This window comes from Actinopolymorpha sp. B11F2, assembly GCF_040195635.1.
Lineage (GTDB): Bacteria > Actinomycetota > Actinomycetes > Propionibacteriales > Actinopolymorphaceae > Thermasporomyces.
The window spans coordinates 64,790-89,021 of record NZ_JBEFTX010000025.1 but is presented as its reverse complement, the minus strand read 5'-3'; the positions used below and the strand labels follow the sequence as shown (position 1 = coordinate 89,021).

The following is a 24,232-nucleotide window of genomic DNA, read 5'->3' as shown; positions in this document are numbered from 1 at the left end:
CAACGACGATGCGGCACCGGGTGCTGAGCCAGCGACGGCCAACGCGGCCCTGTGGACAACCCGGCCGATCCGAGACCTGTGGACAACTTCTGGCAGAGGCACATGTCGCAGAAGCGCTCTGCTCTCCTCTCATCCGAAATGGCGGGGTCTGGGGGCTGGCGGCCGCCTGCCCACTGACCCCTCGATTTCGGATCAGCGCAAGAGCCCGGTGACGGCGCCCGCGACCAGCGGCACGACTCCCACGAGCACGAACGCGGGAAGGAAACACAGGGCCAACGGCACCGCCGACCGGACCCCGACGGCACGCGCCCTCTGTTCGGCCCTGGCGCGCCGGGTCCGCCGCGCATCAGCGGCGAGCCGCTCCAGCGTCACGGCGAGCGGTGCCCCGGAGTCCCATACGCGTACCATCGCCCGGCCGAACGAGGCGAGGACGGGTTCGGCGATGAAGGTCGCCCACGCGGCCCGCGGCTCGCTGCCAAGGCGGAGCGCCGCGGCGACCTTGCCGAACTCGTCGCCGAGCGGACCGCCGACGGCTGCGGCAATCGCCTCGATCGAGGGTCCCGGAGAGCGACCGGTACGAAGACACGCCGCCAGCAGGTCGGCCGCCAACGGCAGGTCGACCAGGAGGCGTTCGCGCCTGAGCCGCTCGGCTCGCGACGGCATCCGTACCAGCATCGAACGCAGAACGAGGCCGACCACGAACCCCAGGACGATGCCGGCTCCCCCACCGACGACGAATCCGGTCGCCAACCCAACGAGCATCGAGACCGCCGCCGCAGTCCGAGGGCGCGCGCGTTCGGCCCACTCGCGCGGTGGTTCGCGTTCGGATGGCAGCCCGAAACGTGGCGAAGGTGGACGTTCGGGTTCGTGAGGCATCCCAGGCCCCGCGGGCACCGCCTGCCGCTCAGGCCGCAGTTGCCGTTCTGACCGCGGACTCCTCCACCGGGGAGCACCACCCGACACCCGTGCCAGCCGGGACACACCCGCGGGCGGCCAGCACCAACAGAGGACGGCCAGGCCGATGAGGACCGCCGCGAAAGCCTTCATGACAAGGGCTCCGCGCGTCGGGCGAGGCGGTTGACCCAGCTCACTCCGGTCACGGCAAGTGCGCTTCCCATGACGAGGCAGACCAGGCCGTAGGGGCTCCGGGCCAGGAATCCGATCGGGTCAGCGCCGGCACCTACACCGAGCGCCAGTCCCAGCAGGGGAAGTGCAGCCAGCAGGCGTGCGCTGGCCCGTGGTGCCGCCAACTGTGCCGCCACCTCGTCGCGCAGCGCATCGTCGTCCCGCAGCCCGGCCGACACCCGGTCGAGCACGTCGGCAAGGCCGGCCCCGGTTGCCGCTGCGACCGTCCATGCCGCCGCGAGCCGCGTCAATCCCTCGGCGCCTGGATGCCGGATCGACCGCAGCGACGTGGGGACGTCGCCACCCATCCGGCTGACGGCGACGACTGGCGCGAGTGCGGGACATGTGTCAGCCGCCGCCTCCAGAGCGGCGACGGGTGCCCGGCCGGCACGCAACTCCGTGGCGATGACCTCACATGCCTCGCGTACGAGCGCGCGCCGCTCTTCGACGTCCCGGCGATCGCCGCCCACCCGACCGATCCGGGAGCGCGCCCTCTCCCAGATGCGCACCATCACCGACTGCCCCTGGTCAGCTGGCGGAAGGATCCGTCGCAGCAGAACCCCGGCCGATCGGTCGGGCACCAGCAGCGCACCGGCCGCTGCGGCGAGCGCGAGACACCACCACCCGGCGACGCTCATGCCGAACGCTCTCGCGTCGCACGCACGGGTGTCAGGTCCTCCTGCGTCTCTGCCCGGGCTGATGGGCCCTGCGCCTCGCGTTCCCCGTGCCGACGCAGAGCCGCGCGCAGACTCGGGAGGCCAGCGCCGGGCACGACGGTTCCGGAAGCGCCGAACTCCACCGCGGGCAACGCGTGCACCATGCCGTCGGCGGCGCGGGCGAAGACGGAGATCCCCGCGACCCGGCGGCGCCCATCGCGACCACGGACGAGATGGACGACAGCATCGACGGCAGCGGCAAGTTGGCTGTGCACGGCTGCCCGATCCAGCCCCGCCGCGACACCCAGGGCCTCCACCCGCGCAGGTACCTCCCCTGCCGAGTTGGCGTGCAGCGTGCCACAACCACCCTCGTGTCCGGTGTTGAGCGCGGCCAGCAGATCGATGATCTCCGGCCCGCGCACCTCGCCCACCACAAGGCGGTCAGGGCGCATCCGCAGGGCCTGACGTACGAGTGTGCGGACGGTGATCTCGCCCGCGCCCTCGAGATTGGGTGGCCGCGCTTCGAGGCGTACGACGTGCGGATGGTCGGGCGCGAGTTCGCTCGCCTCCTCGACCAGGACGAGGCGTTCGTGGGAGGACACGTGTGACAACAGCGTCGCAAGCAGAGTCGTCTTGCCGACGCCTGTGCCGCCGGAGATCAGGTAGGCCAACCGCTCCTTGACGATCAGGTCCAGCAGGTCGGCGCCCTCTGACGGCAAGGATCCTTCGGTGACGAGTTCGTCCAGCGTGAAGACCCGTCGCCTCGGTATGCGCAACGAGATGCAGGTGCCCCCGGCTGACACCGGTGCGAGGACGGCGTGGAAGCGGGTCCCGTCGCCCAGGCGGGCGTCGACGAACGGAGTGGCGTCATCGAGTCGCCGACCGGCGGCGGAGGCCAGTCGCTGGGCGAGCCGGCGGACGGCTGCGTCGTCGGCGAAGCCGATCCGGCAGAGCTCGAGACCGGCACCGCGATCGACCCAGACCTGATGCGGCCCGTGCACGAGGACGTCGGTGACGCCGGGTTCGGCGAGGAGATCATCGAGAGGGCCGGCACCGGCGATGTCGCGGCTGAGTTCGGCGCCGATGCGCAACACCGCGGCGTCTCCCAGCAGGTGCCCCTCCGCACGCAGAGCCGACACCACCCGTGCGGGTGTCGGTGGGGCGGCGTCGGAGGCGAGTGCGCCGCGCACCCGGTCGAGCAAGGTCGGGTTGACAGCGGACGCGCTCATGCGGCGGCACCTTTGCGATCGGCAGCCACCACGCCGATGTCGGCGAGAAGTCGACGGCACATCCCGGCCAGCGGGCCGGTTCCGCGCGCGGCCGGAACCTCACCGCGCTCCAGCATGAGATCGAGTCGTGGCTCTGGTGCCATCTCACCGGCGAGGCGAAGGTCGAGCGCGTCGGCGATGATCCGTCCGTCGAGGCCGGCGGGAGACGGGCCGCGGACGACCACCCGAATGTCGGACACGTGCGTTGCCAGAGACGTCGCGACCCTCGCACCGGCTGCCACCGCGCGCACCTGTGCGGGAACGACGAGCAGCACGGTCTTGCAGGCCGACAGTGCCTCCTGGGTCGCCTCGTCGAGGTAGCGGGGCAGGTCCAGCACCACCAGGTCGCCGCCTCGCCGGGCGGCACCCAGCACGGACCGCATCGCTACGGCCGGCACGGCCGAGACATCGCCGCGATCCCATGACAGGACCACGAGATCACCCAGCCGCGGCAGTGCCATGCGCAGCGCTCCGGCGTTCATCCGCCCTTCGCTGGCGACGAGTTCGGGCCATCGCATACCCGCGGTGTCCTCACTACCGACGACCAACTCGATGCCACCGCCGAGCGGATCGCCGTCGAGGAGGAAGCTCGACACTCCCTGCCGGGCCGCCGTGACAGCCAGGGCGGCAGCCAACGTCGATGCGCCCGCGCCCCCGCGGCCGCCCACGACGCCGATGGTGGTCGCCTCTCGGTGGGAGCCCTCAGCGGCGTCGGCGATCCGCGTGACGAGCCACGCCTCGGCTTCCTGAACATGGACGACGTGCTCGGCGCCGATCTCGACCGCCCACTGCCACAGGGCCCGGTCATCGAGGCTGTGCGCGGCGACGATCACGTCCGGTCGGCGTACGAACGAAGCTCGGGCGAGTTCGCCCGCGAGATCGGCACCGACGAGGACGAGTGGCGCGCCCACCCACATCCGCCGGGCCGTGCCCGCATCGGCGGCCACATCGAGGACAGCGCCCGAGGCGGCGGCCAGCCGGACCAGGTCGTCAAGGAGGGTGTCGTCGGCAGTGACGGCGAGCGGACGGGAACCGGGAGAACTCTCGAGCATCGGGCAGACCCTTCGACGATCGTGGGGAAGCCGGACGCCGGGGACCGACGAGGACGCTGGCGCGGGACGGCTGCCGCTGAGACGGCGAATCCACGATGGCCGGCAGCGGTGGAGGTGACGACCACGTTGGCTGGAGCTGTGGATGACCACGCCGATTCGTTCGTTGTGGACAAGTTCTGCGCAGCACCGATCCGGTACGCCGAACCCATGAACGGTCCCCGCGTGGCAGAGAAGGTCCTGGCGTCGTAGGCAACGTTCGAAGCCGGGCAGGCGAAGGTGGAGGTGAAGAGGCGACAGCCCCCGCCGGGGGGGAGAGCGGGGGCTGTCCCTGGCCGCGACTCGCCAGAGCGAGGGGCCGGCACCAGCGGCGGGTGTGCCGCTGAGAATCAGGTTCCCTTCTGAAGAGCCGGCAAAACTCGCACGGCTCGCTCCCAGTGTGACCCAGAAAGAAGCAGCTCGCCAATCCCCGTAGGGTATTGAGACCTGAACTTTGCTGGCGACAGCCACCGAATACGCACGGGTTGGCCCGGAATGTCCACCAATCCCGCGCACAGATTTCTCTTGACGCTTAGGCTCTGGAGCGATGACCAACGCCGACCCCCGCGCCATCGAGGGCTCCCCCGACCACCTGACCGCCGTGTTCTTCGATCTGGACAAGACGATCCTGGCCAGGTCGAGCACGCTCGCCTTCAGCCGTTCCTTCTACAAGGGCGGCCTGATCAACCGGCGCGCCGTCGTGCGTTCGGCCTACGCGCAGTTCGTCTACCTGTTGGGCGGGGCCAACCACGACCAGATGGAGAAGGTCCGTTCACATCTCTCGCGTCTGGTCACGAACTGGGACGTCAGCATCGTCAAGGACATCGTCGCAGAGGCTTTGCACAATGTCGTCGTGCCCCTCGTCTATGCCGAAGCTGTGACGCTCATCAACGAACATCGTTCGGCAGGGCGCGATATCGTCATCGTCTCCTCCTCCGGCCAGGAAGTCGTCGAGCCCATCGGCAGAATGCTGGGCGCGGACCTGGTGATCGCGACGCGCATGGCCGTCGCGGAAGGCCGATACACCGGAGAGATCACCTTCTATTCCTACGGCGACAACAAGGTCTCGGCCGTAAAGGAATTGTCGCGTTCGCGGAACTACGACCTGTCCCGCTGCTATGCGTACTCCGATTCGATCACCGACTTGCCGCTCCTCGAGGCTGTCGGCCATCCCTACGTCGTCAATCCCGACCGCGCACTGCGACGGACGGCGGCTCAACGAGGCTGGCCGGTGTTGCGGTTCAGCCGACCGGTCGTGGTGCCGAAGCGTTCCAGGCTTGGGATCAATCGCCCTGTCCTGACCGCCGCCGCGCTGGGTGCCGGCGTCGCGATGGCACTGTTGTGGGTCATCCGACGCGGTGCGTCCCGGGACCAACGTTGAGGCTCTCAAACGATGTGCCGAAGGCCACCGCGTACGAAAGATCCGCGTCATCAGTCGAGCAGCGGAGAAAAACTAAAAGATCTTGTCCGAAGGTCTTCACTCTCGATGGCGAAGGTCGTAGAAATGAAGTATGTCCCGTGGGATCAGAAGTAATTGGCACACACCTTCTGATCGACACGAGACGTGCGCGGCACACGGGCACCCACGCGGCGATCAAGCCCATCCTTAAGGGCGGTCGATTCCAGGCTTGCCTGGAACGACATTAGAGGAGCTGCACGCCTGGTAACCCGACGTGACGCGCTCGCGGCGGCGCTCTCCGAGAGGGAGCGCCGTCGGCATGAGGGCCAGCGGCTTTCGGTTCCTCATCACATCTCCCGCCTGACCACATCTCCCGCCTGACCACAGCTCCCTCACCTCATCGCGGTGGCCGGCGACCATCCATCGCCGCGCCCTTGTCGGCCGTACGACGACAACCCTTGCCGCTTCCCTTGCGACCGCCACCGCCTCGCCCCGCCCGCCCGTCGCATGGCGACCCGTACCGCCGGTACCCGCCCGCCCCTCGGCGCGGTCGACGGAAGCTGGCCGATCCTGCCGGGCCGCCGGCTGGACGGACGTCCTGATCACCCGAAACCGCGCGGACCGGTCTGCTTCGCGTAGCATCGCGGCACCATGGAAGAGTCGGTACGGTGGTCGCGGAGCCGGTCTTTCGGATCCGTCGCCGACGTCTACGAGCGGAGCCGGCCGGGTTATCCGCCCGAGGCGGCGTACTGGCTCCTGGCCGACTATCTCCAGCCGGACCAGGCCGACGACCCGCCGAGCGCGTTCGACTTTTATGCCACGGCAGACGCGATGGCCGATCAGGACCGTACCAACTATCCCGCTGGCTATGCCGACACCGACTATGGCGACGGCCAGGTAGGCCTGAGCCGCACCGATGCCACCGTGCCCGGTAGCGAGCCCGCAACGGTCGTCGAACTCGCGGCCGGGACCGGCAAGCTCACCACCGCCCTCGTCGACCACGGCCACCGGGTCATCGCGGTCGAGCCGGCGGGCCCCATGCTCGCCAGACTGGTACGCCAGGTGCCGACCGCGACCCCTGTGCAGGCGGTCGCCGAGAAGATCCCGCTCGCCGAGTCGTGCGCCGACGCGGTCGTGGTCGCGCAGGCCTTCCACTGGTTCGACACCGATGTGGCTCTGGCGGAGATCGCCCGCGTCCTCAAGCCGGGCGGCACGCTCGGCCTGCTCTGGAACTACCGCGACGAGTCGGTCCCCTGGGTACGCCAGCTGTCCAGCCTGCTCGCGGCCGCCGAGCGGATCGAGGCCCGCCAGGCGGAGGAACTGATCGAGAAGCTCGAGTGGAGCCGGCTGTTCTCCCCGCCGGAGTACGCCGGGTTCCGGCTCTGGCAGAAGCTCGACCGCGACGGGCTGCTCCACCTCGTCGCCTCCCGTTCCTACGTCGCGACCCTTCCGCCCGGTGAGCGGCAGGAGGTCCTGCACCAGGTCGGCGAGCTGTACGACGTGACGGCACGGCAGCCGGACGGGCTCGTGATGCCGTACATCACCACCTGCTACCGAACCCGGACGAGGCGGTAGCCGGATCGGTACGGCGCCAGTCCGTCCTGAGAGACTTGCGCCATGACGCCGGACCCTGAGCTCAGCACTGGGCCCGAAGCAGGCGGCGCGGGCGCCGGCAGCACGCGCGGCACCGGCAGCACGCGCGGCGCGGGTAGCGCGACCGCCGCCGCCAACGGAGGCGACGACAAACCGGCCGAGAGCGATGCCAACGGACCGCGCCTCCACGCACTCCTCGTCGAACTGGCCGCCCTCGCGCGCAACGGCTTGAACTACCAGCCCGATCGCTACGAGACGGCCCGCTACGAACGTATCCACGCCATCACGGCCGAGATCATGGGAATGCTGTCCGGCTCCGACCCGGCGGGCTTCCGCGCCGCGCTCGCCGCCGAGGCCGGGCACGCCACGCCGAAGGTCGACGTGCGCGGCGCCCTCGTCGAGGACGGCAGGATCCTGCTGGTCCAGGAGGCGCGTGACGGCCGGTGGACGTTGCCGGGCGGTTGGGCCGACGCGATGGACACCCCGGCCGAGGCGGTGGAGCGGGAGTTCGGCGAGGAGGCCGGGCTGGCGGTCCGCGCGGCGAAGCTGGCCGCTGTCCACGACGGCTCGCGTCGTAACGGCCACGCGCGGAGCCCGTGGCACATCTACAAGCTGTTCTTCATGGTCGAACGCGTCGACGACGCGGCACCGAGGGCCGGCCTCGACGGCGAGACCACGGACGTCGGGTTCTTCCGGCTCGACGAACTGCCCGAACTCTCCACCGCCCGTTCGACAGTTGCGCAGCTCGCGACGCTGTTGGCCCACCACCGCGACCCCGCTCGCCCGACCGACTTCGACTGACCCCGGCTGCCTTCGACTGACCTCGCTGGCTTCAACTGACCGGCGGCCGGCTTCGACTGACCCGACCGGCGGCACCAGGCCCTCGACGGTTCCGCGTGGTCGACGGAGAACGGTGACCTGGCGGCGGCAACCTTTCGCCCGAGGTAGGCATCGTTCAGGCTGACGCCCGTCAAGTCGCGCCAGAATGTCCGCGCCCAGGAGAGTCGAGGGAGGTGACCGACGTGGGAGCGTCAGGTGTACGGATCCCATGGCCTACGCACGGCCGAACCCACCGGGCGATCGGATGGTTCGCGGCGGCCGCCCTCCTCGTCCCGGCACTGTCGATGGCGACGACGCCCACCAGCGCCCGCGCCGCCGCTCCGGACGTCGCGGAGAAGGAGATCGCGGCCGCGACAGCAGGGGAGTTCAGGGTCGCGTTCATCGCTCGCAAGGCGGACGAGAGCGCGATGCCGACGGCCACGGTCGAGGTCGCCGGCTTCGTCCGACGGGAAGGTACGTGGGTCTCCGTCGGTCGCCGGCAAGTGGTTCCGGACAAGGATGCCGCGTGGTTCTGGAACACCGTGACCGACCCGGGCGGGGTGTGTGAACTGTCGGTCGCCGACTCCCCGGAGCCAAGTGCCGCGGTCGTCCTCAGCTACGGGCCGAGCGCCGGTTGTGCCACCACCGCACGGTTCCGGATCGAGCGCGGGCGCCTGGTGGACAGATGAACGCCGACCGAAAAGCCGACGCCTCCTCATGTCCGCCGCCACGTCCTCGTGACGATCGGGGGGCGGCGGGCAGATGAGCGCGGCACCGAAGGCCAGCGGCGAAGAGACCGACGAGTCCCAGCGATACCCGCCCTTCATGGTGGAACGCGCGGGGGCGGCGGGCGGCGGGGCCGCTCTCGTACGCCTGTTCACCGAGAGGTACGCCGACCTGACCCGGCTCGCCTACGTCATGACCGGTGACAGGGACGTCGCCGAGGATCTCGCCCAGGACGCGTTCGTCCGGGCATGGCCCCGCCTTGCCACGCTCAGGGCGCCGGAGGCGGCCCCGGCCTATCTGCGTACGACCCTCGTCAATCTGGTCCGGCAACGCCACCGGCGGCGGGTACTCGAGTGGCGTCACCCGCCCACGCGGCCCGAGCCCGTGCCTCCCCCGGATGACGACCGGAGCACCGCGCTGGACCTCGCCGAGGTCGTACGCAAGCTGCCGCTACGAAAGCGGGAGTGCATCGTCCTGCGGTTCTACGCCGACCTGTCCGAGGAGGAGACCGCGAGGATCCTCGGCATCTCGGTCGGCACCGTGAAGAGCCAGACGCACCGCGCCCTCCGGCTACTCGCCAAGGAGCTCGGGAGCGCACCGTCGGCACCGCTCGACTTCGACCCGACCAGAAGGGCGAAGGACCGATGAACGACCCGAGGACCTCCCCCGACCCGCGGGCCTCCGACGATCTCGAGCGCCGGCTCAGGTCAGCCCTGCACGCCGACGCCGCCCGTGCCCACGTCAGTCCGGACGCGTGGAGCAAGGTGCACCGCCGGCTCGACGCGGGCCGGTCGGCGGGACGGACGAACCGTCGGGCCAGGCGTACCTTCATGCTCGCACTTGCCACCGTCACCGCGGCGGCGGCCACGTTCGGCGTGCTGTTCATGCCGCACCTCGTCCGATCCCTGCCCGTCGCTGGACCGAACCCCGCAGACACGACGGGGCCGGCCGACACGGCACGGCCGGGCGAGGCGACCGGGCCCTCCAGGCCGCCGACACCCGCGGCGGGCGCACCTGGCCCCCTCGCCCGTCGACCCACGCTCGCCGTGGCGACGGCCGGCGACGACCTGCGGGTCCGGCTCGAACTGGTCTACGGCAGGCGGTACGAAGATGGCGCGACGGTGCGGCTCCGCCCGTACCGCTGGAGTGACGGCACCTGGACGCCGCTCGGCACGGACAGGGCGGTCGTCGGGGCGGTCGGCGGCTGGCCCGTCGACGCACGTAGCCGACCGGGCGTGTGCGAGCTCACCGTCGTGAACGCCCGCGCGGGTGGAGCTCCGGGCGTCAAGCCGATCGCGGCGCAGGTCCGCGTCCGGCTCACCTCCCTCGAGGACCCCAAGTGCACTGAGGCGTACGACTTCCGGTTGGCGGGCGACCGGTTGGTCACTCGGTAGAGCGCGTCGAGGAACCGGCCGTCGCATCGCGGGCCGAGCCGGCTCGGACTCGGACGCTGAGGTCACCGGACGTCGTACCGTGTCCGGCGTGAGGGAGCTCCTACCCCCGCTCGCGGTCGGGCTGGTCGTGGTCGCGGCGGCGGTCGTACTCGCCCGGCTGGTGCGCCGTCGCCGGCACTTCGGCACGCCTGCCGACCAGGCGACGTTCCGTACGCTGCACAACGCCTCGCTGGCGTCCCCTCCCCTGCGGGCCGGACTGAACGACGGCAGCGCCGAACGCGCCGCCCGGCACCTGCGGGCTCTGCTCGGCACCGCGGCGGTGGCCCTCACCGATGCCGAACGCCTCCTGGCCTGGGACGGCGCCGGCAACCACCGCCACGACGTACAGGCGGTCCCGCTCGCCAAGGGATCGCTGCGGCAGGGTCGGACCGACGCCCTGGGCCCTGAGCAGGTCGCCTGCGGTGAGCCCGACTGTCCCGTACGCCACGTTGTCGTCACGCCACTCACTGTCGACGATCGGGTGGTGGGGACGCTGCAGGCCTACAGCCGGGAGACCTCCGCCGGGCTGGTCCGGGCCGCCACGGAGGTGGCCCGCTGGGTGTCCGGACAGCTCGAGCTCGCCGAGCTGGACCGGTCGAGGACGCGGGCGATGGAGGCCGAGGTACGAGCGCTCCGGGCGCAGATCTCGCCGCACTTCGTCTACAACTCCCTGACGGCGATCGCGTCGTTCGTCCGCACCGATCCGGAGCGGGCCCGCGACCTGCTGCTGGAGTTCGCCGACTTCACCCGGTACTCCTTCAGGCGGCACGGCGACTTCACGACCCTGGCGGAGGAGCTGCGCTCGATCGACCGGTACCTGTTGCTGGAGAAGGCCCGGTTCGGCGAGCGGCTGCAGGTGACGCTCCGGGTGGCGCCGGAGGTGTTGCCGGTCGCGATTCCGTTCCTGAGCCTGCAGCCGTTGGTCGAGAACGCCGTACGCCATGGCCTGGAGGGCAAACCCGACACCGGGCGGATCACGATCGACGCCTCCGACATGGGCAACGAGTGCCTGATCGCGGTGGAGGACGACGGCGTGGGAATGGACCCTGGCCGTGTACGCCGGACGCTCGCCGGTGACCCGGGCTCGGACTCGATCGGCCTCGGCAACGTCGACGAGCGGCTGCGCGCGGTGTTCGGCGACGAGTACGGCCTTGTCGTCGAGACGGCCGAGGGTGCCGGGACGAAGGTCAGCATGCGGGTGCCGAAGTTCCATCCCGGCGTCCGCGCCACGACCTGAGCGCTGGCCCTCCCCGCCCCGACCTGTCTGCTTCCGGCGTCAGGCCGACTCCGCTCGCTCGTCAGGCCGATGCTGGAATTTCGGCGGGAGGATCAGGGTGGCCTCGGTACGGACGGACGCGACATAGTCGAACGCCGACTGTGCGTGCTTCGCCCGCTCGGCCTCGGACAGGTCGTCCCGCCATTCGACGTAGCCGTCGAGACCGGTCGACAGGATCTTGGCGTACGCCACGTAGCACGGGACGTCGCTCACCTTGACGCGGCCGGCGAGGGCCTCGCGGGCGAGTTCGGCGCGCTCCGGCTGGTCCGTGCGTACGGCGTCCTGCCGGATGACCTCGCGTAGGACGTCGGCGACGGCCGGATCGGTCGGGACGTCGATCAACTCCTCGGAGGGCCTGCTCGATGGTCGGCCCGCCAGCGGGCGTCGCGCTGGCCGGCCGTCGACCTTGGAGTATGGCCCATCGGGCGGCTGAGCCGGCGTACCGGCGCGGGTGGTCGCCCGGCCCCATCCCGCCCCGCTCGCACTCGTTCTGCCACCTTCCGGCGCACCCACCCCTCCGCCCTGCGACGCGCCCGCCATGTCGTCCTCCGCTCTGCCCGCCTCCAGTCCAGTCCGCGGCCGGCAGGGTCCGGGCCGGCCCCGGCCGGCCCGCGAAAGACCGGTGAGACGGTTTCTGGTGGCCATTCCTAGCCGGGCCGGCTGTGGCCACGCTGTGGTCCGGCTGATGCGGTCCTGTGGCGAAGCGTTCCTCTCTGGTAGCAAGGCGTAGCCAGCAGCTGCCGCCCGAGGTCTGCCCACGGAAAGCCGCGGCAGCGAGGGGGAGGCGGACGAGGAGGGGCAGGACCGAGGGGAGGCGGACCGAGGGAGACAGGACCGAGGCCGTGATCGAGGCGTGATCGGGGCGGACCGCCGTAGAGTCCCGTCATGCTGCGCGTCCTGGTAGTCGACGACGAGCTCCCCGCTCGGGAGGAGCTCGCCTACCTCCTCCGCCTCGACGAGCGAATCGGCGAGATCCTGACCGCCGAGAGCGGCGCCGACGCGCTCCGCGCCCTCGAACGCGAACCCGTCGACGCGATCTTCCTCGACATCCGGATGCCCGGTCTGACCGGGATCGAACTCGCCCGCGTCCTGGCGCGCTTCACCCACGCCCCCGCCGTGGTCTTCGTGACCGCCTACGACGAACACGCTGTCGACGCGTTCGAGCTGGAGGTCGTCGACTATCTCCTCAAGCCGGTACGCCCGGAACGCCTCACCGATGCCATTCGCCGGGTGGTCGAGCGGGCCAACGGCCCGGCCGCCCGACGAGAGCCCGCCGATGCGGAGACCATCCCGGTCGAGCTCGGCGGCGTGACGCGCTTCGTCCCCCGCAGTGAGGTTCGGTACGTCGAGGCCCACGGCGACTACGCCCGCCTGCACACCGGCGACGCCAGCCACCTGGTGCGGGCCTCGCTGGCCACCCTGGCCGACCAATGGCAGGAGGCCGGCTTCGTCCGCATCCACCGACGCCTGCTCGTCGCCCTTCCGTACGTCTCGGAGGTGCGGTTCGACGCGGGACGCTGTGTGGTGCAGGTGGGCGACGCCGAGCTCCAGGTGAGCAGGCGGCACACCGCACAGCTTCGCGAGCTGCTGGTCCGGCGCGCGCGGCCGGGCCGGGGTGAGGGGCGATGACCCAGCCACGGCCCGACCGGACGAGACGGGGCGACCAGGCGAGACGCGTCGTCGTGACCAGCCCGCGGATGCGGGCGTCCCTGCGTCAACGGCAGTACGCCGCTCAGGAGATCGACGCCCAGACCTCGCTCGGGCAGGTCTACATGAGCTCGCTGATCCGGGTACAGCTCCGGCTCGGGCTGCTCGTCCTCGCCGTGGTGGGAGCGCTCCTGCTCGGCCTGCCGCTGCTCTTCGCGGTCGCGCCCGGTCTCGGCGCGGTTGACGCGTTCGGGCTGCCGCTGCCGTGGCTCCTGCTGGGCGTCGTGGTGCACCCCGCCCTCATCGCGGCCGCGTGGTTCTACGTCCGGCACGCCGAACGCAACGAACGCGAGTTCGCCGAGCTGGTGGAGCGGTCCTGACGATGGCGCCCGCACGTAGGGTCCGAGGTAGCGCGTCGCCCGTCCCCCGCGAGCGAACCGTCAGGAGCCATCGATGAGCCCGGCCGCCGGCGCGTTCGCCGTCGTCACCGTGACAGTGCTCACCCTCGCGATCGGTGCGTACGGACTGCGGCTTTCCCGGACCACGTCGGACTTCTACGTCGCCTCGCGCACGGTCTCGCCCACCTGGAACGCCTCGGCGATCAGCGGGGAGTACCTCTCCGCCGCGTCATTCCTCGGCGCCGCCGGCCTGATCATGGCCTACGGCGCCGACATGCTGTGGTACCCCGTCGGCTGGACCGCCGGCTATCTCGTCCTGCTCGTTCTCGTGGCGGGTCCACTGCGCCGCTCGGGCGCGTACACGCTGCCCGACTTCGCCGAGGCGCGCCTGGAGTCCGGCGCCGCGCGGCGGGTGGCGAGTGTGCTGGTGGTCCTGATCGGCTGGCTCTACCTCATGCCGCAGTTCCGCGGCGCCGGGCTCACCCTCCAGATCGTCACCGGGGCGCCCGCGTGGGCGGGTGGACTCGTGGTGGGCGGCGTCGTCCTCGTCAACGTGCTGTCCGGCGGGATGCGGAGCATCACCTTCGTCCAGGCGTTCCAGTACTGGCTCAAGGTGACCGCGATCGCCGTACCGGTGGCGTTCCTCATCCTCGCCTGGCGCACCGACGGGGCGCCCGAGGTCACCGACCAGCAGGTGCCGACGTTCTCGGAATCCACGACCGTCCGCGTCGAGACCGATGTCACGATCGTCGTCGAAGCGCCGGCCGCCGTCCGGGTCGACGGGGTGCTCGACGGCACGCGACGGGACGGTGCCCGGGTCCGACTCGCCCGGGGCGACCACGACGTGGCGGCCGGCACGGCGCTCCGATTCCCTGCCGGTACGACGATTCCCACCGCCGAGCGGCTCCGCTCCACCGACAACGCGTCGTGGATCCAGCCGTTGCGTGGTGGCCAGGAGCATCCGCTCTACGCGACGTACTCCCTCATCCTCGCGACCTTCCTGGGGACGATGGGACTTCCGCACGTCCTGGTCCGCTTCTACACCAACCCGGACGGACGCACAGCCCGGCGGACGGCGCTCGTCGTGCTCTGCCTGCTGGGTGGGTTCTATCTCTTCCCGGCGATCTACGGCGCGCTCGGTCGGATCTATGCACCCGACCTGCTCCTCACCGGACGGACGGACGCCGTGGTACTGGAACTCCCGCAACGCCTGGTTCCGGGGACAGGCGGTCAGCTTCTCGGGATGCTGGTGACGGCGGGCGCGTTCGCGGCGTTCCTGTCCACGTCGTCAGGGCTCGCGGTCTCGGTCACCGGCGTACTCTCCCAGGACCTGGTCCGGCGCCGGCTCGGCGGGATCACCGGGTTCCGGGCATCCGCCGTCGCCGCCGTCGCGACGCCGGTGGCGCTGGCCCTGGCGGCGGAACGGCTGAGCGTGGCCAGCGCGGTAGGGCTGGCCTTCGCGGTGGCGGCGTCGACGTTCTGTCCCCTGCTGGTGTTGGGCATCTGGTGGCGCCGGCTGACGCACATCGGCGCGATCGCGGGACTGGTCACCGGCGGGACGCTGGCCGGGGCAGCGGTGGTGGCCACCCTCGTCGCGGACCATGACGGTTGGACCGCCGTCCTCCTCGCCCAACCGGCCGCGTGGACGGTCCCCCTCGCGTTCGGCGTCATGATCGTCGCGTCCCTGCTCTCGCGGCACACACCGCCCGACGTCGCCCGGACGATGGTGCGCCTGCACGCGCCAGAGCAGCTCGACCTCGACCGCGGCAGCGGTGGGGGCCGAGGTCGAGGTCGAGGTCGCCCGGCGTAGTCCCGCAGCCGCCCCGGCGTAGTCCCGCAGCCGCCCCGGCGTGGTCCCGCAGCCGCCCCGGCGTAGTCCCGCAGCCGCCCGGCTGCCGCGAATGACCACGCTGCCCATGCCAGTGGTAGCCCGGACAGGTGTCGCCACCTTCTCCAGGTGCCGCAGACCTGCTCAGCGTGGTCATTCGCCGGCCCGCCAGGACCGCGACCGCCCGAGGACCGCACGGGCTGGTCGACCGCTCGTCGTCGTACGGCGTCCGCACGTCGCATCACCGACGCCATTCACCGCGCCGTGCGGAGCGGCTGCTTCCCGTGGACCCGGCGGGCCACCTACCCTCGGCCGCGATCGTGTGACGGGCACATCACATCCGCAGGAGGTGGGTAACGTGTCTGAACCAACGGCGGTCAGGCAGCACGAGGCTTACGCCGAAATCGCACGAAGCGACGACTTCGCCGAACTCAGGCGACGCTATCGAGGCTTCGCGTTTCCATGGACGATCGCCTTCCTGGCTTGGTACCTGCTCTATGTCATCTGTGCCAGCTGGGCGACCGGTTTCATGAACACCAAGGTGGTCGGCAACATCAATGTCGCGCTGGTGTTCGGTCTGCTGCAGTTCGCGTCGACGTTCGTCATCGCCTGGCTCTACAGCCGGCACGCACGCCGGCAGCTCGACCCCAAGGCCGACGAGCTCGTCGCGAAGTTCCGGAAGGCGGTTGACGGATGAGCGCACTCTTCGCCACGGCGGCTCTTGCCACGACGCCCCTCGCGACCGCGCCGGGCGCCTCGGACCACCGGACCCTCACGATCGTGCTCTTCCTGCTGGTTGTCGCCATCACGTTGTATGTCACGCTGATGGCGAGCCGGCAGAACAAGACCGCCGCCGACTACTACGCCGCCGGTCGTTCGTTCTCCGGATTCCAGAACGGTATGGCGATCTCCGGTGACTACATGTCGGCGGCATCGTTCCTCGGCATCTCCGGTGCGATCGCCCTGAGCGGATACGACGGGTTCCTTTACTCCATTGGGTTCCTGGTCGCCTGGCTGGTCGCTCTGTTGCTCGTCGCGGAGCTGCTGCGGAACTCCGGCCGGTTCACACTCGCCGACCAGCTGGCCTACCGCATGCGGCAACGCCCGGTCCGCACGGCGGCCGCGGTCTCCACGCTCGGCGTCTCGATCTTCTATCTGCTTGCCCAGATGGTCGGTGCGGGTTCGCTCGTCGCGCTGCTGCTCGGCGTGACAGGAGACCTCGCCAAGAACCTCACCATCGTGCTCGTCGGCGCGCTGATGATCTTCTACGTCACGGTCGGCGGCATGAAGGGCACGACCTGGGTGCAGATCGTCAAGGCGGTCCTGCTCATGGGCGGCACGATTCTCGTGACCGCGATCGTGCTGGCGAAGTTCGGCTTCAACCTGTCCGAGCTTCTCGGCAGCGCGGCCAGCAACAGCGGGAAGGGTCAGGCGTTCCTCGAGCCCGGCCTGAAGTACGGCGTCTCGCTGACGTCGAAGATCGACTTCCTGTCGCTCAGCCTGGCGCTCGTCCTGGGTACCGCCGGACTCCCCCACATCCTGATCCGCTTCTACACGGTGCCGACGTCGCGGGTTGCGCGTACCTCGGTGCAGTGGGCGATCGGCATCATCGGGTCGTTCTACCTGATGACGCTCGTGCTGGGCTTCGGCGCGGCGGCGCTCCTCGACACCGGACCCGACTCGCAGGTCGCGGCGACCGCCGGCAACGTCGCGGCACCGCTGCTCGCCCAGGCGGCCGGTGGTGGCGCGGGGTCGACGGGCGGCGCGGTGCTGCTGGCACTGATCGCGGCGGTGGCCTTCGCGACCATCCTGGCCGTGGTCGCCGGGCTCACGTTGACCTCGGCATCGTCGTTCGCGCACGACATCTACGCACACGTGATGAAGCGTGGACAGGCGACCGAGAAACAGGAGGTACGCACTGCACGGATCGCCGCCTTCGTCATCGGTGCGGTGGCGATCGCCTTGGCGATTCCTGCGCAGCGGCTCAATGTCGCGTTCCTCGTGGCGCTGGCGTTCGCGGTGGCTGCGTCGGCGAACCTGCCGGCGATCATCTACAACCTGTTCTGGAAGCGGTTCAACACCCAGGGCGCGGTGTGGAGCATGTACGGCGGTCTCGTCAGTGCCATCGTGCTGGTGTTCTTCTCACCGGTCGTGTCGGGCAAGGTGCTTCCGGACGGTTCCAACGGCTCGCTCTTCCCCCTGGGCGTCGACTTCTCGTGGTTCCCGCTGGAGAACCCGGGCATTCTGTCGATCCCACTCGGGTTCTTCTTCGGCTGGCTCGGAACGGTGCTGTCGAAGGATCCGGACGCGGAGGCGCGGTACGCCGAGCTCGAAGTCCGGTCGCTGACCGGTTCCGGTGCGGAAGCTGCCGTACCCCACTGAGGAGGTACGACCTGCAGGCGGACTTGTCGGAGGTATCTCGTCATCGCCGCCGAGCTACCTTCGACGAGCCGGCCGATGGCCGCCGAGCCCGGAAGCGGATCGACCCGCCCGAGCTGCCTGGAATGCGGACCACAGGCAGACAGGAGAGCTGACATGGCTCGATTCACCCAAGCGGTACCCGTCCTCGCCGCGGTCGACGTCGAAGCGAATACGAAGTTCTGGGTCGAGAAGCTCGGATTCGATGGCGGCATCGTCGGTGACGGTTTCGCGATCGTGCGGCGCGACGACATCGAGATCTTCATCGCCTCGGTCCAGGATCAGGTCGTCCCCGACAACACCATGACCTGGCTCCGCGTCGACAACGTCGAGGACCTGCACGCGGAATGGTCTCGACATGTGCCGGCCGACCGCGAGGTCGACGGCACGGTGATCACCGCGATATCGGAGCAGCCGTGGGGCCGGGAGTTCGTCGTCATCGACCCGGCCGGCAACTGCGTCCACCTCGCGGCGGCGGGCGGCTGATCACACCTGCGGCCGGCGTTGATCATCGGTGCCAGAAGCGGACGCGTGGGACCGGTGATGTCCGTTTCGACCACCGTTGATCAACGCCGGCCGGGGTCAGGCCTGCTGACCTGGACGGACCCGGAGGGTTAGGGTCAGCGGAGCAATCCGATCCGGACCGGATGAGCGAAGGCAAGAGAGGGGAAGCGACCCGTGAGCAGCGAAGCACTGTCGAACCTTCTGCATGAGGATCGCCGGTTCCCGCCGCCGCCCGAGCTCGCCGCCCGGGCGAACGTCGGTGCGGCCACCTACGACGAGGCCCGCGCCGACCGCCTCGCCTTCTGGGAGCGGCAGGCCCGTCGGCTGCACTGGGAACGCGAATGGGACACCACCCTCGACTGGACCAACGCGCCGTTCGCGAAGTGGTTCGTCGGTGGCCGCATCAACGCCGCGTACAACTGTGTCGACCGCCATGTCGAGGCGGGCAATGGCGCCAAGGTGGCCTTCCACTGGGAGGGCGAGCCGGGCGACACCCGCACGATCACCTACGCCGACCTGCTGAGCGAGGTCTCCAAGGCCGCCAACGCCCTGGTGGAGCTGGGCGTCAAGGCCGGCGACCGGGTGGCGATCTACATGCCGATGATCCCGGAGACGGTCGTCGCGATGCTCGCCTGCGCCCGGATCGGCGCCCCGCACACGGTCGTGTTCGGCGGTTTCTCCGCGACCGCCCTCCGCGACCGGATCCAGGACTGCGACGCCCGCGTGGTCATCACCTCCGACGGCGGCTACCGCCGCGGCGCGCCGAGCGCGCTCAAGCCGCAGGTGGACCAGGCACTGGCGGAGTGCCCCGACGTCCGGAGCGTTCTCGTCGTACGCCGGACCGGCCAGGACGTCGACTGGACCGAGCCCCGCGACGTGTGGTGGCACGATGTCGTGGAGCGCCAGAGTGACCAGCACACGCCGGAGGCGTTCGACGCCGAGCACCCGCTCTACGTGATGTACACGAGCGGCACCACCGGCAAGCCGAAGGGCATCCTGCACACGACCGGCGGCTACCTCACCCAGGTCGCATGGACCCACTGGGCGGTCTTCGACGTCAAGCCCGAGACCGATGTCTACTGGACCGCCGCCGACATCGGCTGGGTCACCGGCCACTCCTACATCGTCTACGGTCCACTGGCCAACGGCGTGACGAGCGTGATGTACGAAGGGACGCCCGACACCCCGCACAAGGGCCGCTGGTGGGAGCTTGTCGCGAAGTACGGTGTGACGATCCTCTACTGCGCGCCCACCGCCATTCGTACGTTCATGAAGTGGGGCGAGGACATCCCGGCCAAGTTCGACCTGTCCAGCCTGCGCCTGCTGGGCAGCGTGGGCGAGCCGATCAACCCCGAGGCCTACATCTGGTACCGCACCCACGTCGGCGGCGACCGTACGCCCGTCGTCGACACCTGGTGGCAGACGGAGACCGGTGCGATCATGATCACGCCGCTGCCGGGCGTGACGAGCGGCAAGCCGGGTGCGGCGATGACCCCGCTGCCGGGCATCAGCGCGGACGTCGTCGACGACGCCGGCACGCCGGTGCCGAACGGCTCGGGTGGTTATCTCGTGCTCACCGAGCCGTGGCCGTCGATGCTGCGGACGCTGTGGGGCGACGACGAGCGGTACGTCGACACGTACTGGTCCCGCTTCCCCGGCCGTTACTTCGCCGGTGACGGTGCCAAGAAGGACGAGGACGGCGACATCTGGCTGCTCGGCCGGGTCGACGACGTGATGAACGTCTCCGGCCACCGGCTGTCGACGACCGAGATCGAGTCCGCGTTGGTGTCGCATCCCAAGGTGGCCGAGGCGGCAGTGGTCGGGGCCACCGACCCGACAACCGGTCAGGCGGTCGTGGCGTTCGTGATCCTGCGCGGCGCCGCTGCCGACGGCGGCCCGGAGATCGCGAAGGTGCTGCGCGACCACGTGGCCAGCGAGATCGGGCCGATCGCGAAGCCCCGGCAGATCCTGGTGGTCGAGGAGCTGCCCAAGACGCGGTCGGGCAAGATCATGCGGCGGCTGCTGCGCGACGTGGCCGAGAACCGTGAGCTGGGTGACGTCACCACGCTCACCGACTCCTCGGTCATGGACCTGATCCGGACCAACCTCGCCAAGCCGGGCGCAGTTTCCGACGACGAGTAGGGTGCGTCATGATCATGGCGACGGGAGTCGCACCTGATGCTGCGGATCGTTCTCCTGCTCGCGCATGTGGGGGTGGCGACCGCGTGGGTGGGTGGGATGGTCTACAGCCTCGCCGTGGTGCAGCCCAAGGCCGCGCGATTCTTCGGTACGGATGAGGAGGCCCACGAGGCGTTCCTCACCACGATGGCGAGCGGTAACCGGTCCAAGGTGCTCGCACTGATCGGCGCCCTCGCCCTCACCGGCGGTGCGCTCCTGCTCGTCGCGGCCGACCCCGAGCGGCCCCTCGCGCTCGGGATCCACGCGGCCAAGGGCGTACTCCTCCTCGCTGCCCTGGCCGTCTTCGTCGACGTGTCGTGGCGGCAGTGGCCGCGGCGGGTGTTCGCGCTGCCGGAGGAGCGCAACGGCGTGCGGGTGAGGTTCCGGCGTTCGGCGTACGCACTGCTGGCCCTCGTCGGCGCCGCCTTCGCCCTCGGCGTCGTTGCCGCCCATCGCGGCTGACACCCTGGGAATGCCGGCCCGCGACCGCGGGTTGACCACCCGGACATCGACCACCTCGACCCGACCCCGATCACCAGGATGTGATCCTGATGCGTGCACTTGTCGCCGATCCCTCCGCACCACATGGTCTCCGCCTCGCCGAGGCACCCGAACCTGTCCCCGCGCCGGGGCAGGCCCTCGTCAAGGTCGCCGCGACGTCCCTCAACTACGGCGAGCTGAGCGGCGCCAAGCACCAGGTCCCGGGCACGGTCCTCGGCTGGGACTGCGCCGGCACGCTGGTCCGGGCCGCGAGCGACGGATCCGGGCCGGCCAAAGGGTCCCGCGTCGTGACGTTCGGTGGCCAGGGCGCCTGGGCGGAACTCCGTGCGGCGGACACGGCGGAGATGGCGGTCGTACCGGACGGCGTCGACCTCGGCGCGGCGAGTGCGCTTCCGGTCGCCGGGGTGACGGCCCTGCGGGCACTGCGCAGGTTCGGTTTCATCGCCGGCGAACGCATCCTCGTCACCGGCGCGTCCGGTGGTGTCGGCAGGTTCGCCGTCCAGCTGGCGGCCATCGCCGGCGCCCAGGTGATCGCGAGCGTCGGCCGCCCCGAGCGCGGCGCCGGGCTGACCGAGATCGGTGCGGCGCAGATCGTCGTCGGCCTGGACGGCATCGACCAGCCGGTACGCGGCGTCATCGACAACGTGGGCGGCCAGCAGCTGGCCGACGCGTTCGCCCTCCTCGCCGAGAACGGCTCACTCCAGTCCATCGGCGGCACCGCCAACGAGCCGACCGTCTTCGCGCCGTACGCCACGGTCGGGATCCGTCGCAGCATCGAGGCGTTCACCATGGGCGGCCATCTCGCCGGCGACCTCGGCTATCTTGTCGGCCTCCTCGCGGCCGACAAGCTGGATCCGCAGATCGGCTGGCGCGGCAGCTGGGAGCGAGCCGAGGAGGCTGCCGACGCACTCGTCGGGCGCCAAGTCGCCGGCAAGGCCGTCCTCGACATCACCTGACCGCCTCGGCCGGGCCACAACGCGTAACCCGGCCGGGGACACGTCACCGGGACCGATAGGCCGCCATCACCTCGACCTCGACCAGCCAGCAGCCCACGGCGAGGCCGGCCACCTCGGTGGTCGCCCGCGCCGGACGCGCCTTCGTGGCAACGAGCGGTGGTCCAGGTTCGCCGGTGCCGAACGGGACGGGAACGACCTGCCCGGTCGCCAGGTCGATGTTGGCGAAGAACTGTCGGTACGCCCGATTCCAGCCCGCATAGTCGGCCGCCGAGGCGCCGGCCGGTCGCATGAGGTACGCCTTCATCGTGATCACGTCGTCGACCGTCAGTCCGGCCGCGGCGAGGTTCTCGGTGATGCGCGACAGGGCACTGAGCGCCTGCGCCTCGGTCACAGTGACGCCCTCGGGCCAGGTGCCGCCTGGAAACAGCGACGGATCCGTGCACCGCTCCGGCGATCCGGCAGGCGCCGAAGGATTCGCCTGCGCGGGGCCCAGCCCGCTGGAGGTGTAGAACGCCACCTCCGAACCGGTGGCGACGCCGTTCGCGATCGCGGGGTTGGAGTTGTCCGGCGGCAGCATGACGCGGACCTCCTTCGGCCGCGGCATCACACCGCCGGCGGTAGCGGCCGTCGCCGTCCCGAGCACCGCCACCCCGACGCATGCGGCCGCCAGCACCCGCCGCATCCCAGCCGGCCGCCGCATCCGGGCGGCCCGGCGGACGTTTCCACCCGCCGAGAGCCAGTCGCGTTCGTCTCCTCGCCTCATGCCGCCATCACCCTCTCGTGCAGCTCGGTCACGACCTTGCGCGCGGAGTCGAAAGCGCCCGCCTGCCAGGCGATGAAGTAGCTCAGCCAGTCGCCGGCGAAGTAGACGTGTCCAGCCGGTTTGTTGAGCAGGGCGTACTCCCCACTGGTGCGGGACGGCCACGACACCCAGCCGCCCTCGATGTGCGGTGTGCGGTGCCAGGCCACCGAGAAGGTCGAGGCCAGCTTCGAGCGATAGACCTCACCGTGGATCTTCACTCCGGCAGCGACCGCGCGCTCGACGCGTTGCGCCGGTGTGAGCTGGCCGTACGCCGTCGCGTTGGCACCGAAGTGGTAGTAGCCGACGAGCGTGCCGCGCTTGCCGTGGAAGCCGTACGACGGGTACCAGATCTGGGCGATGTCGAGGTCCGTCGGCGTGATCCCGCCGTAGATGCGGTCGCGCTCCTCCCACCACCGGCTGGTGTACTCCAGACCCATCTTGCCGACCGGGTTCGCCACGGGATATGTCAAGGCCGCCTTGACATCGGCGCCGAGGTTGTGCGGGATCTTCGCCAGCACCATCGGCTGGAGTGTCGCCACGCAGTAGTCCGCCCGCTCGACGCGTTCCCGCCCGCCCGCATCGGTGTAGGTCACCTCGACGCCCTCGGCGAGGTCCGTGATGCTCTTCACCTCGCAGCGGTAGGAGATCCGCTCGCTGCCGACCGCCTCGGCCAGCGCGTACGCGATCCGGTCCATGCCGCCCACCGGCTGCAGCATCATCATCGCCTGGTCGTAGCCGAACTCGAACGAGAACCTCCTGCCGTACAGGCTCGCGAACACGTCCGTCATCGACGGCGGAGGACCGAGGACGGTGCCCGCCTCGTCACCCGCGCCCGGCTCGACGGTGTAGCCGCGTCGGCTTGTCCCCGTGTAGGCGAAGTTCTGGTCCTTGCCGCCGATCGCACCGAAATCCCGCAGGAAGGCAAGCACCCGCTCCTTGTCCTGCGAACTCAGCTCGGCGTCGAGCGCACCGCGGTCGGTGGCCTTGGCGAGAAGCTCCGAGACATAGCCGTACACGTCCGCCTTCGCGGTCCGCCAGCGCGTCGACTTCCCACTGAGGGCGCCCGCGTTGTCGTGGTGGATGTACGCATCCGCGTTCTGGTTGACGAACGGCTCCAGGGCGACTCCGAGTTCGCGGCAGTAGTCCAGCGTCACCATCGACTGCGCGATCCTCGCCGGACCGGCGTTCATGTACTCGCCTTTGGAGAAGCTGGCCCGCTGCACGTGCCCGTCGAGATCGCGTAGCTCGGTGCCACCACGCACTGTCCAGTTGCGACCACCCGGGCGGCCCTTGGCTTCCAGGACCCGGCATGTGTAGCCAGCCTTGCCGAGTTCGTACGCCGTGGTGAGTCCGGCGATGCCGGCACCAAGGACCAGGACCTTCGGTGCGCCTCGGCCGCTGGTCTTGAGGTCTGCCGCACGCGGAGGTGCGAAGTCCTGAACCGCCGCCTGTGCCGGCGTGGGCGCCAGACCGAGCGCGCCCATCGTTTCGTACAGAACGCCTGCTCCCCCAGCCACACCGACGGCCTTCAGGAAGTCGCGTCGCGTCCCGCCTGTTTTCATCCACCCCTCCAACGATTGACGACGGCATCAACCGTGGGGGGCGGGTGTTGCGCAC

Annotated in this window: 23 protein-coding genes; 16 read left to right on the top strand and 7 right to left on the bottom strand. The window is 70.3% G+C overall.

Annotation, left to right across the window (positions count from 1 at the left end; genetic code table 11):
* Positions 1 to 192 precede the first annotated feature (192 nt).
* The 4 genes from ABN034_RS31650 to ssd form a co-directional block, all read right to left on the bottom strand.
* A complete protein-coding gene (locus ABN034_RS31650) occupies positions 193 to 750 on the bottom strand; it encodes a type II secretion system F family protein (protein ID WP_349694638.1) in 558 nt (185 codons plus the stop codon).
* Positions 751 to 1,043: 293 nt separating this feature from the next.
* Entirely contained in the window at positions 1,044 to 1,763 is a 720-nt protein-coding gene (locus ABN034_RS31645; RefSeq protein ID WP_349694637.1) for a type II secretion system F family protein, read from the bottom strand.
* On the bottom strand, positions 1,760 to 3,010 hold the full coding sequence (locus ABN034_RS31640) for a TadA family conjugal transfer-associated ATPase (protein ID WP_349694636.1): 1,251 nt from the start codon (positions 3,008 to 3,010) through the stop codon (positions 1,760 to 1,762). The genes ABN034_RS31645 and ABN034_RS31640 overlap by 4 nt, the downstream gene beginning before the upstream one ends.
* Positions 3,007 to 4,101: a septum site-determining protein Ssd gene (gene ssd, locus ABN034_RS31635; protein WP_349694635.1), complete on the bottom strand. Its 1,095-nt coding sequence runs from the start codon at positions 4,099 to 4,101 to the stop codon at positions 3,007 to 3,009. The genes ABN034_RS31640 and ssd overlap by 4 nt, the downstream gene beginning before the upstream one ends.
* Positions 4,102 to 4,684: 583 nt before the next feature.
* Here ssd and ABN034_RS31630 point away from each other — a divergent pair.
* The 7 genes from ABN034_RS31630 to ABN034_RS31600 all read left to right on the top strand — a co-directional run bounded on the left by ABN034_RS31630 (position 4,685) and on the right by ABN034_RS31600 (position 11,344).
* Entirely contained in the window at positions 4,685 to 5,518 is an 834-nt protein-coding gene (locus ABN034_RS31630) for an HAD family hydrolase (protein WP_349694634.1), read from the top strand.
* A 669-nt stretch (positions 5,519 to 6,187) separates the two neighbouring features.
* Entirely contained in the window at positions 6,188 to 7,111 is a 924-nt protein-coding gene (locus ABN034_RS31625; protein ID WP_349694633.1) for a class I SAM-dependent methyltransferase, read from the top strand.
* 42 nt (positions 7,112 to 7,153) lie between these two features.
* Entirely contained in the window at positions 7,154 to 7,930 is a 777-nt protein-coding gene (locus ABN034_RS31620; protein ID WP_349694632.1) for an NUDIX hydrolase N-terminal domain-containing protein, read from the top strand.
* A gap of 221 nt (positions 7,931 to 8,151) precedes the next feature.
* The gene (locus tag ABN034_RS31615) at positions 8,152 to 8,637 is read left to right on the top strand and encodes a hypothetical protein (protein ID WP_349694631.1); all 486 of its coding nucleotides are present in this window, start codon (positions 8,152 to 8,154) and stop codon (positions 8,635 to 8,637) included.
* Between the two features lie 73 nt (positions 8,638 to 8,710).
* The gene (locus ABN034_RS31610; RefSeq protein ID WP_349694630.1) at positions 8,711 to 9,322 is read left to right on the top strand and encodes a SigE family RNA polymerase sigma factor; all 612 of its coding nucleotides are present in this window, start codon (positions 8,711 to 8,713) and stop codon (positions 9,320 to 9,322) included.
* Positions 9,319 to 10,068, top strand: a complete 750-nt coding sequence (locus tag ABN034_RS31605) for a hypothetical protein (protein ID WP_349694629.1) — start codon at positions 9,319 to 9,321, stop codon at positions 10,066 to 10,068. Before ABN034_RS31610 ends, ABN034_RS31605 begins: the two co-directional genes overlap by 4 nt.
* Positions 10,069 to 10,156: 88 nt before the next feature.
* A complete protein-coding gene (locus ABN034_RS31600; RefSeq protein WP_349325698.1) occupies positions 10,157 to 11,344 on the top strand; it encodes a histidine kinase in 1,188 nt (395 codons plus the stop codon).
* A 39-nt stretch (positions 11,345 to 11,383) separates the two neighbouring features.
* Here ABN034_RS31600 and ABN034_RS31595 read toward each other — a convergent pair whose 3' ends face one another.
* Entirely contained in the window at positions 11,384 to 11,923 is a 540-nt protein-coding gene (locus ABN034_RS31595) for a hypothetical protein (protein ID WP_349694628.1), read from the bottom strand.
* A gap of 345 nt (positions 11,924 to 12,268) precedes the next feature.
* On the opposite strand from ABN034_RS31595, the gene ABN034_RS31590 reads away from it, so the two are divergent.
* From ABN034_RS31590 to ABN034_RS31550, 9 genes are all read left to right on the top strand, one after another.
* Positions 12,269 to 13,012, top strand: a complete 744-nt coding sequence (locus ABN034_RS31590) for a LytR/AlgR family response regulator transcription factor (protein WP_349694627.1) — start codon at positions 12,269 to 12,271, stop codon at positions 13,010 to 13,012.
* The gene (locus ABN034_RS31585) at positions 13,009 to 13,410 is read left to right on the top strand and encodes a hypothetical protein (protein WP_349325701.1); all 402 of its coding nucleotides are present in this window, start codon (positions 13,009 to 13,011) and stop codon (positions 13,408 to 13,410) included. The genes ABN034_RS31590 and ABN034_RS31585 overlap by 4 nt, the downstream gene beginning before the upstream one ends.
* A gap of 73 nt (positions 13,411 to 13,483) precedes the next feature.
* Entirely contained in the window at positions 13,484 to 15,238 is a 1,755-nt protein-coding gene (locus tag ABN034_RS31580) for a sodium/solute symporter (protein WP_349694626.1), read from the top strand.
* 376 nt (positions 15,239 to 15,614) lie between these two features.
* On the top strand, positions 15,615 to 15,953 hold the full coding sequence (locus ABN034_RS31575; protein ID WP_349325703.1) for a DUF485 domain-containing protein: 339 nt from the start codon (positions 15,615 to 15,617) through the stop codon (positions 15,951 to 15,953).
* The gene (locus tag ABN034_RS31570) at positions 15,950 to 17,638 is read left to right on the top strand and encodes a monocarboxylic acid transporter (protein ID WP_349694625.1); all 1,689 of its coding nucleotides are present in this window, start codon (positions 15,950 to 15,952) and stop codon (positions 17,636 to 17,638) included. The genes ABN034_RS31575 and ABN034_RS31570 overlap by 4 nt, the downstream gene beginning before the upstream one ends.
* Before the next feature lie 153 nt (positions 17,639 to 17,791).
* On the top strand, positions 17,792 to 18,160 hold the full coding sequence (locus ABN034_RS31565; RefSeq protein WP_349694624.1) for a bleomycin resistance protein: 369 nt from the start codon (positions 17,792 to 17,794) through the stop codon (positions 18,158 to 18,160).
* Positions 18,161 to 18,352: 192 nt separating this feature from the next.
* Positions 18,353 to 20,320, top strand: coding sequence for an acetate--CoA ligase (gene acs, locus ABN034_RS31560; protein WP_349694623.1), 1,968 nt, complete (start codon positions 18,353 to 18,355; stop codon positions 20,318 to 20,320).
* A gap of 36 nt (positions 20,321 to 20,356) precedes the next feature.
* Positions 20,357 to 20,818: a hypothetical protein gene (locus ABN034_RS31555; RefSeq protein WP_349694622.1), complete on the top strand. Its 462-nt coding sequence runs from the start codon at positions 20,357 to 20,359 to the stop codon at positions 20,816 to 20,818.
* A gap of 89 nt (positions 20,819 to 20,907) precedes the next feature.
* Entirely contained in the window at positions 20,908 to 21,813 is a 906-nt protein-coding gene (locus ABN034_RS31550; RefSeq protein WP_349694621.1) for a zinc-binding dehydrogenase, read from the top strand.
* Positions 21,814 to 21,856: 43 nt separating this feature from the next.
* Here the strand turns inward: ABN034_RS31550 and ABN034_RS31545 are convergent, their stop codons facing one another.
* Together ABN034_RS31545 and ABN034_RS31540 are read right to left on the bottom strand one after the other, a co-directional pair.
* Complete coding sequence (locus tag ABN034_RS31545) at positions 21,857 to 22,576, bottom strand: Rid family hydrolase (RefSeq protein WP_349694620.1); 720 nt, start codon at positions 22,574 to 22,576, stop codon at positions 21,857 to 21,859.
* Positions 22,573 to 24,177, bottom strand: a complete 1,605-nt coding sequence (locus ABN034_RS31540; RefSeq protein ID WP_349694619.1) for a flavin monoamine oxidase family protein — start codon at positions 24,175 to 24,177, stop codon at positions 22,573 to 22,575. Before ABN034_RS31540 ends, ABN034_RS31545 begins: the two co-directional genes overlap by 4 nt.
* Positions 24,178 to 24,232 lie beyond the last annotated feature (55 nt).

Excerpts from the sequence above, each read along its gene's own strand:
- ABN034_RS31645 (WP_349694637.1), bottom strand. The coding sequence starts at position 1,763 with ATGAGCGTCGCCGGGTGGTGGTGTCTCGCGCTCGCCGCAGCGGCCGGT.
- ABN034_RS31640 (WP_349694636.1), bottom strand. The coding sequence starts at position 3,010 with ATGAGCGCGTCCGCTGTCAACCCGACCTTGCTCGACCGGGTGCGCGGC.
- ssd (WP_349694635.1), bottom strand. The coding sequence starts at position 4,101 with ATGCTCGAGAGTTCTCCCGGTTCCCGTCCGCTCGCCGTCACTGCCGAC.
- ABN034_RS31630 (WP_349694634.1), top strand. The coding sequence starts at position 4,685 with ATGACCAACGCCGACCCCCGCGCCATCGAGGGCTCCCCCGACCACCTG.
- ABN034_RS31625 (WP_349694633.1), top strand. The coding sequence starts at position 6,188 with ATGGAAGAGTCGGTACGGTGGTCGCGGAGCCGGTCTTTCGGATCCGTC.
- ABN034_RS31620 (WP_349694632.1), top strand. The coding sequence starts at position 7,154 with ATGACGCCGGACCCTGAGCTCAGCACTGGGCCCGAAGCAGGCGGCGCG.
- ABN034_RS31610 (WP_349694630.1), top strand. The coding sequence starts at position 8,711 with ATGAGCGCGGCACCGAAGGCCAGCGGCGAAGAGACCGACGAGTCCCAG.
- ABN034_RS31605 (WP_349694629.1), top strand. The coding sequence starts at position 9,319 with ATGAACGACCCGAGGACCTCCCCCGACCCGCGGGCCTCCGACGATCTC.
- ABN034_RS31595 (WP_349694628.1), bottom strand. The coding sequence starts at position 11,923 with ATGGCGGGCGCGTCGCAGGGCGGAGGGGTGGGTGCGCCGGAAGGTGGC.
- ABN034_RS31590 (WP_349694627.1), top strand. The coding sequence starts at position 12,269 with ATGCTGCGCGTCCTGGTAGTCGACGACGAGCTCCCCGCTCGGGAGGAG.
- ABN034_RS31585 (WP_349325701.1), top strand. The coding sequence starts at position 13,009 with ATGACCCAGCCACGGCCCGACCGGACGAGACGGGGCGACCAGGCGAGA.
- ABN034_RS31580 (WP_349694626.1), top strand. The coding sequence starts at position 13,484 with ATGAGCCCGGCCGCCGGCGCGTTCGCCGTCGTCACCGTGACAGTGCTC.
- ABN034_RS31570 (WP_349694625.1), top strand. The coding sequence starts at position 15,950 with ATGAGCGCACTCTTCGCCACGGCGGCTCTTGCCACGACGCCCCTCGCG.
- ABN034_RS31565 (WP_349694624.1), top strand. The coding sequence starts at position 17,792 with ATGGCTCGATTCACCCAAGCGGTACCCGTCCTCGCCGCGGTCGACGTC.
- ABN034_RS31555 (WP_349694622.1), top strand. The coding sequence starts at position 20,357 with ATGCTGCGGATCGTTCTCCTGCTCGCGCATGTGGGGGTGGCGACCGCG.
- ABN034_RS31550 (WP_349694621.1), top strand. The coding sequence starts at position 20,908 with ATGCGTGCACTTGTCGCCGATCCCTCCGCACCACATGGTCTCCGCCTC.
- ABN034_RS31545 (WP_349694620.1), bottom strand. The coding sequence starts at position 22,576 with ATGAGGCGAGGAGACGAACGCGACTGGCTCTCGGCGGGTGGAAACGTC.
- ABN034_RS31540 (WP_349694619.1), bottom strand. The coding sequence starts at position 24,177 with ATGAAAACAGGCGGGACGCGACGCGACTTCCTGAAGGCCGTCGGTGTG.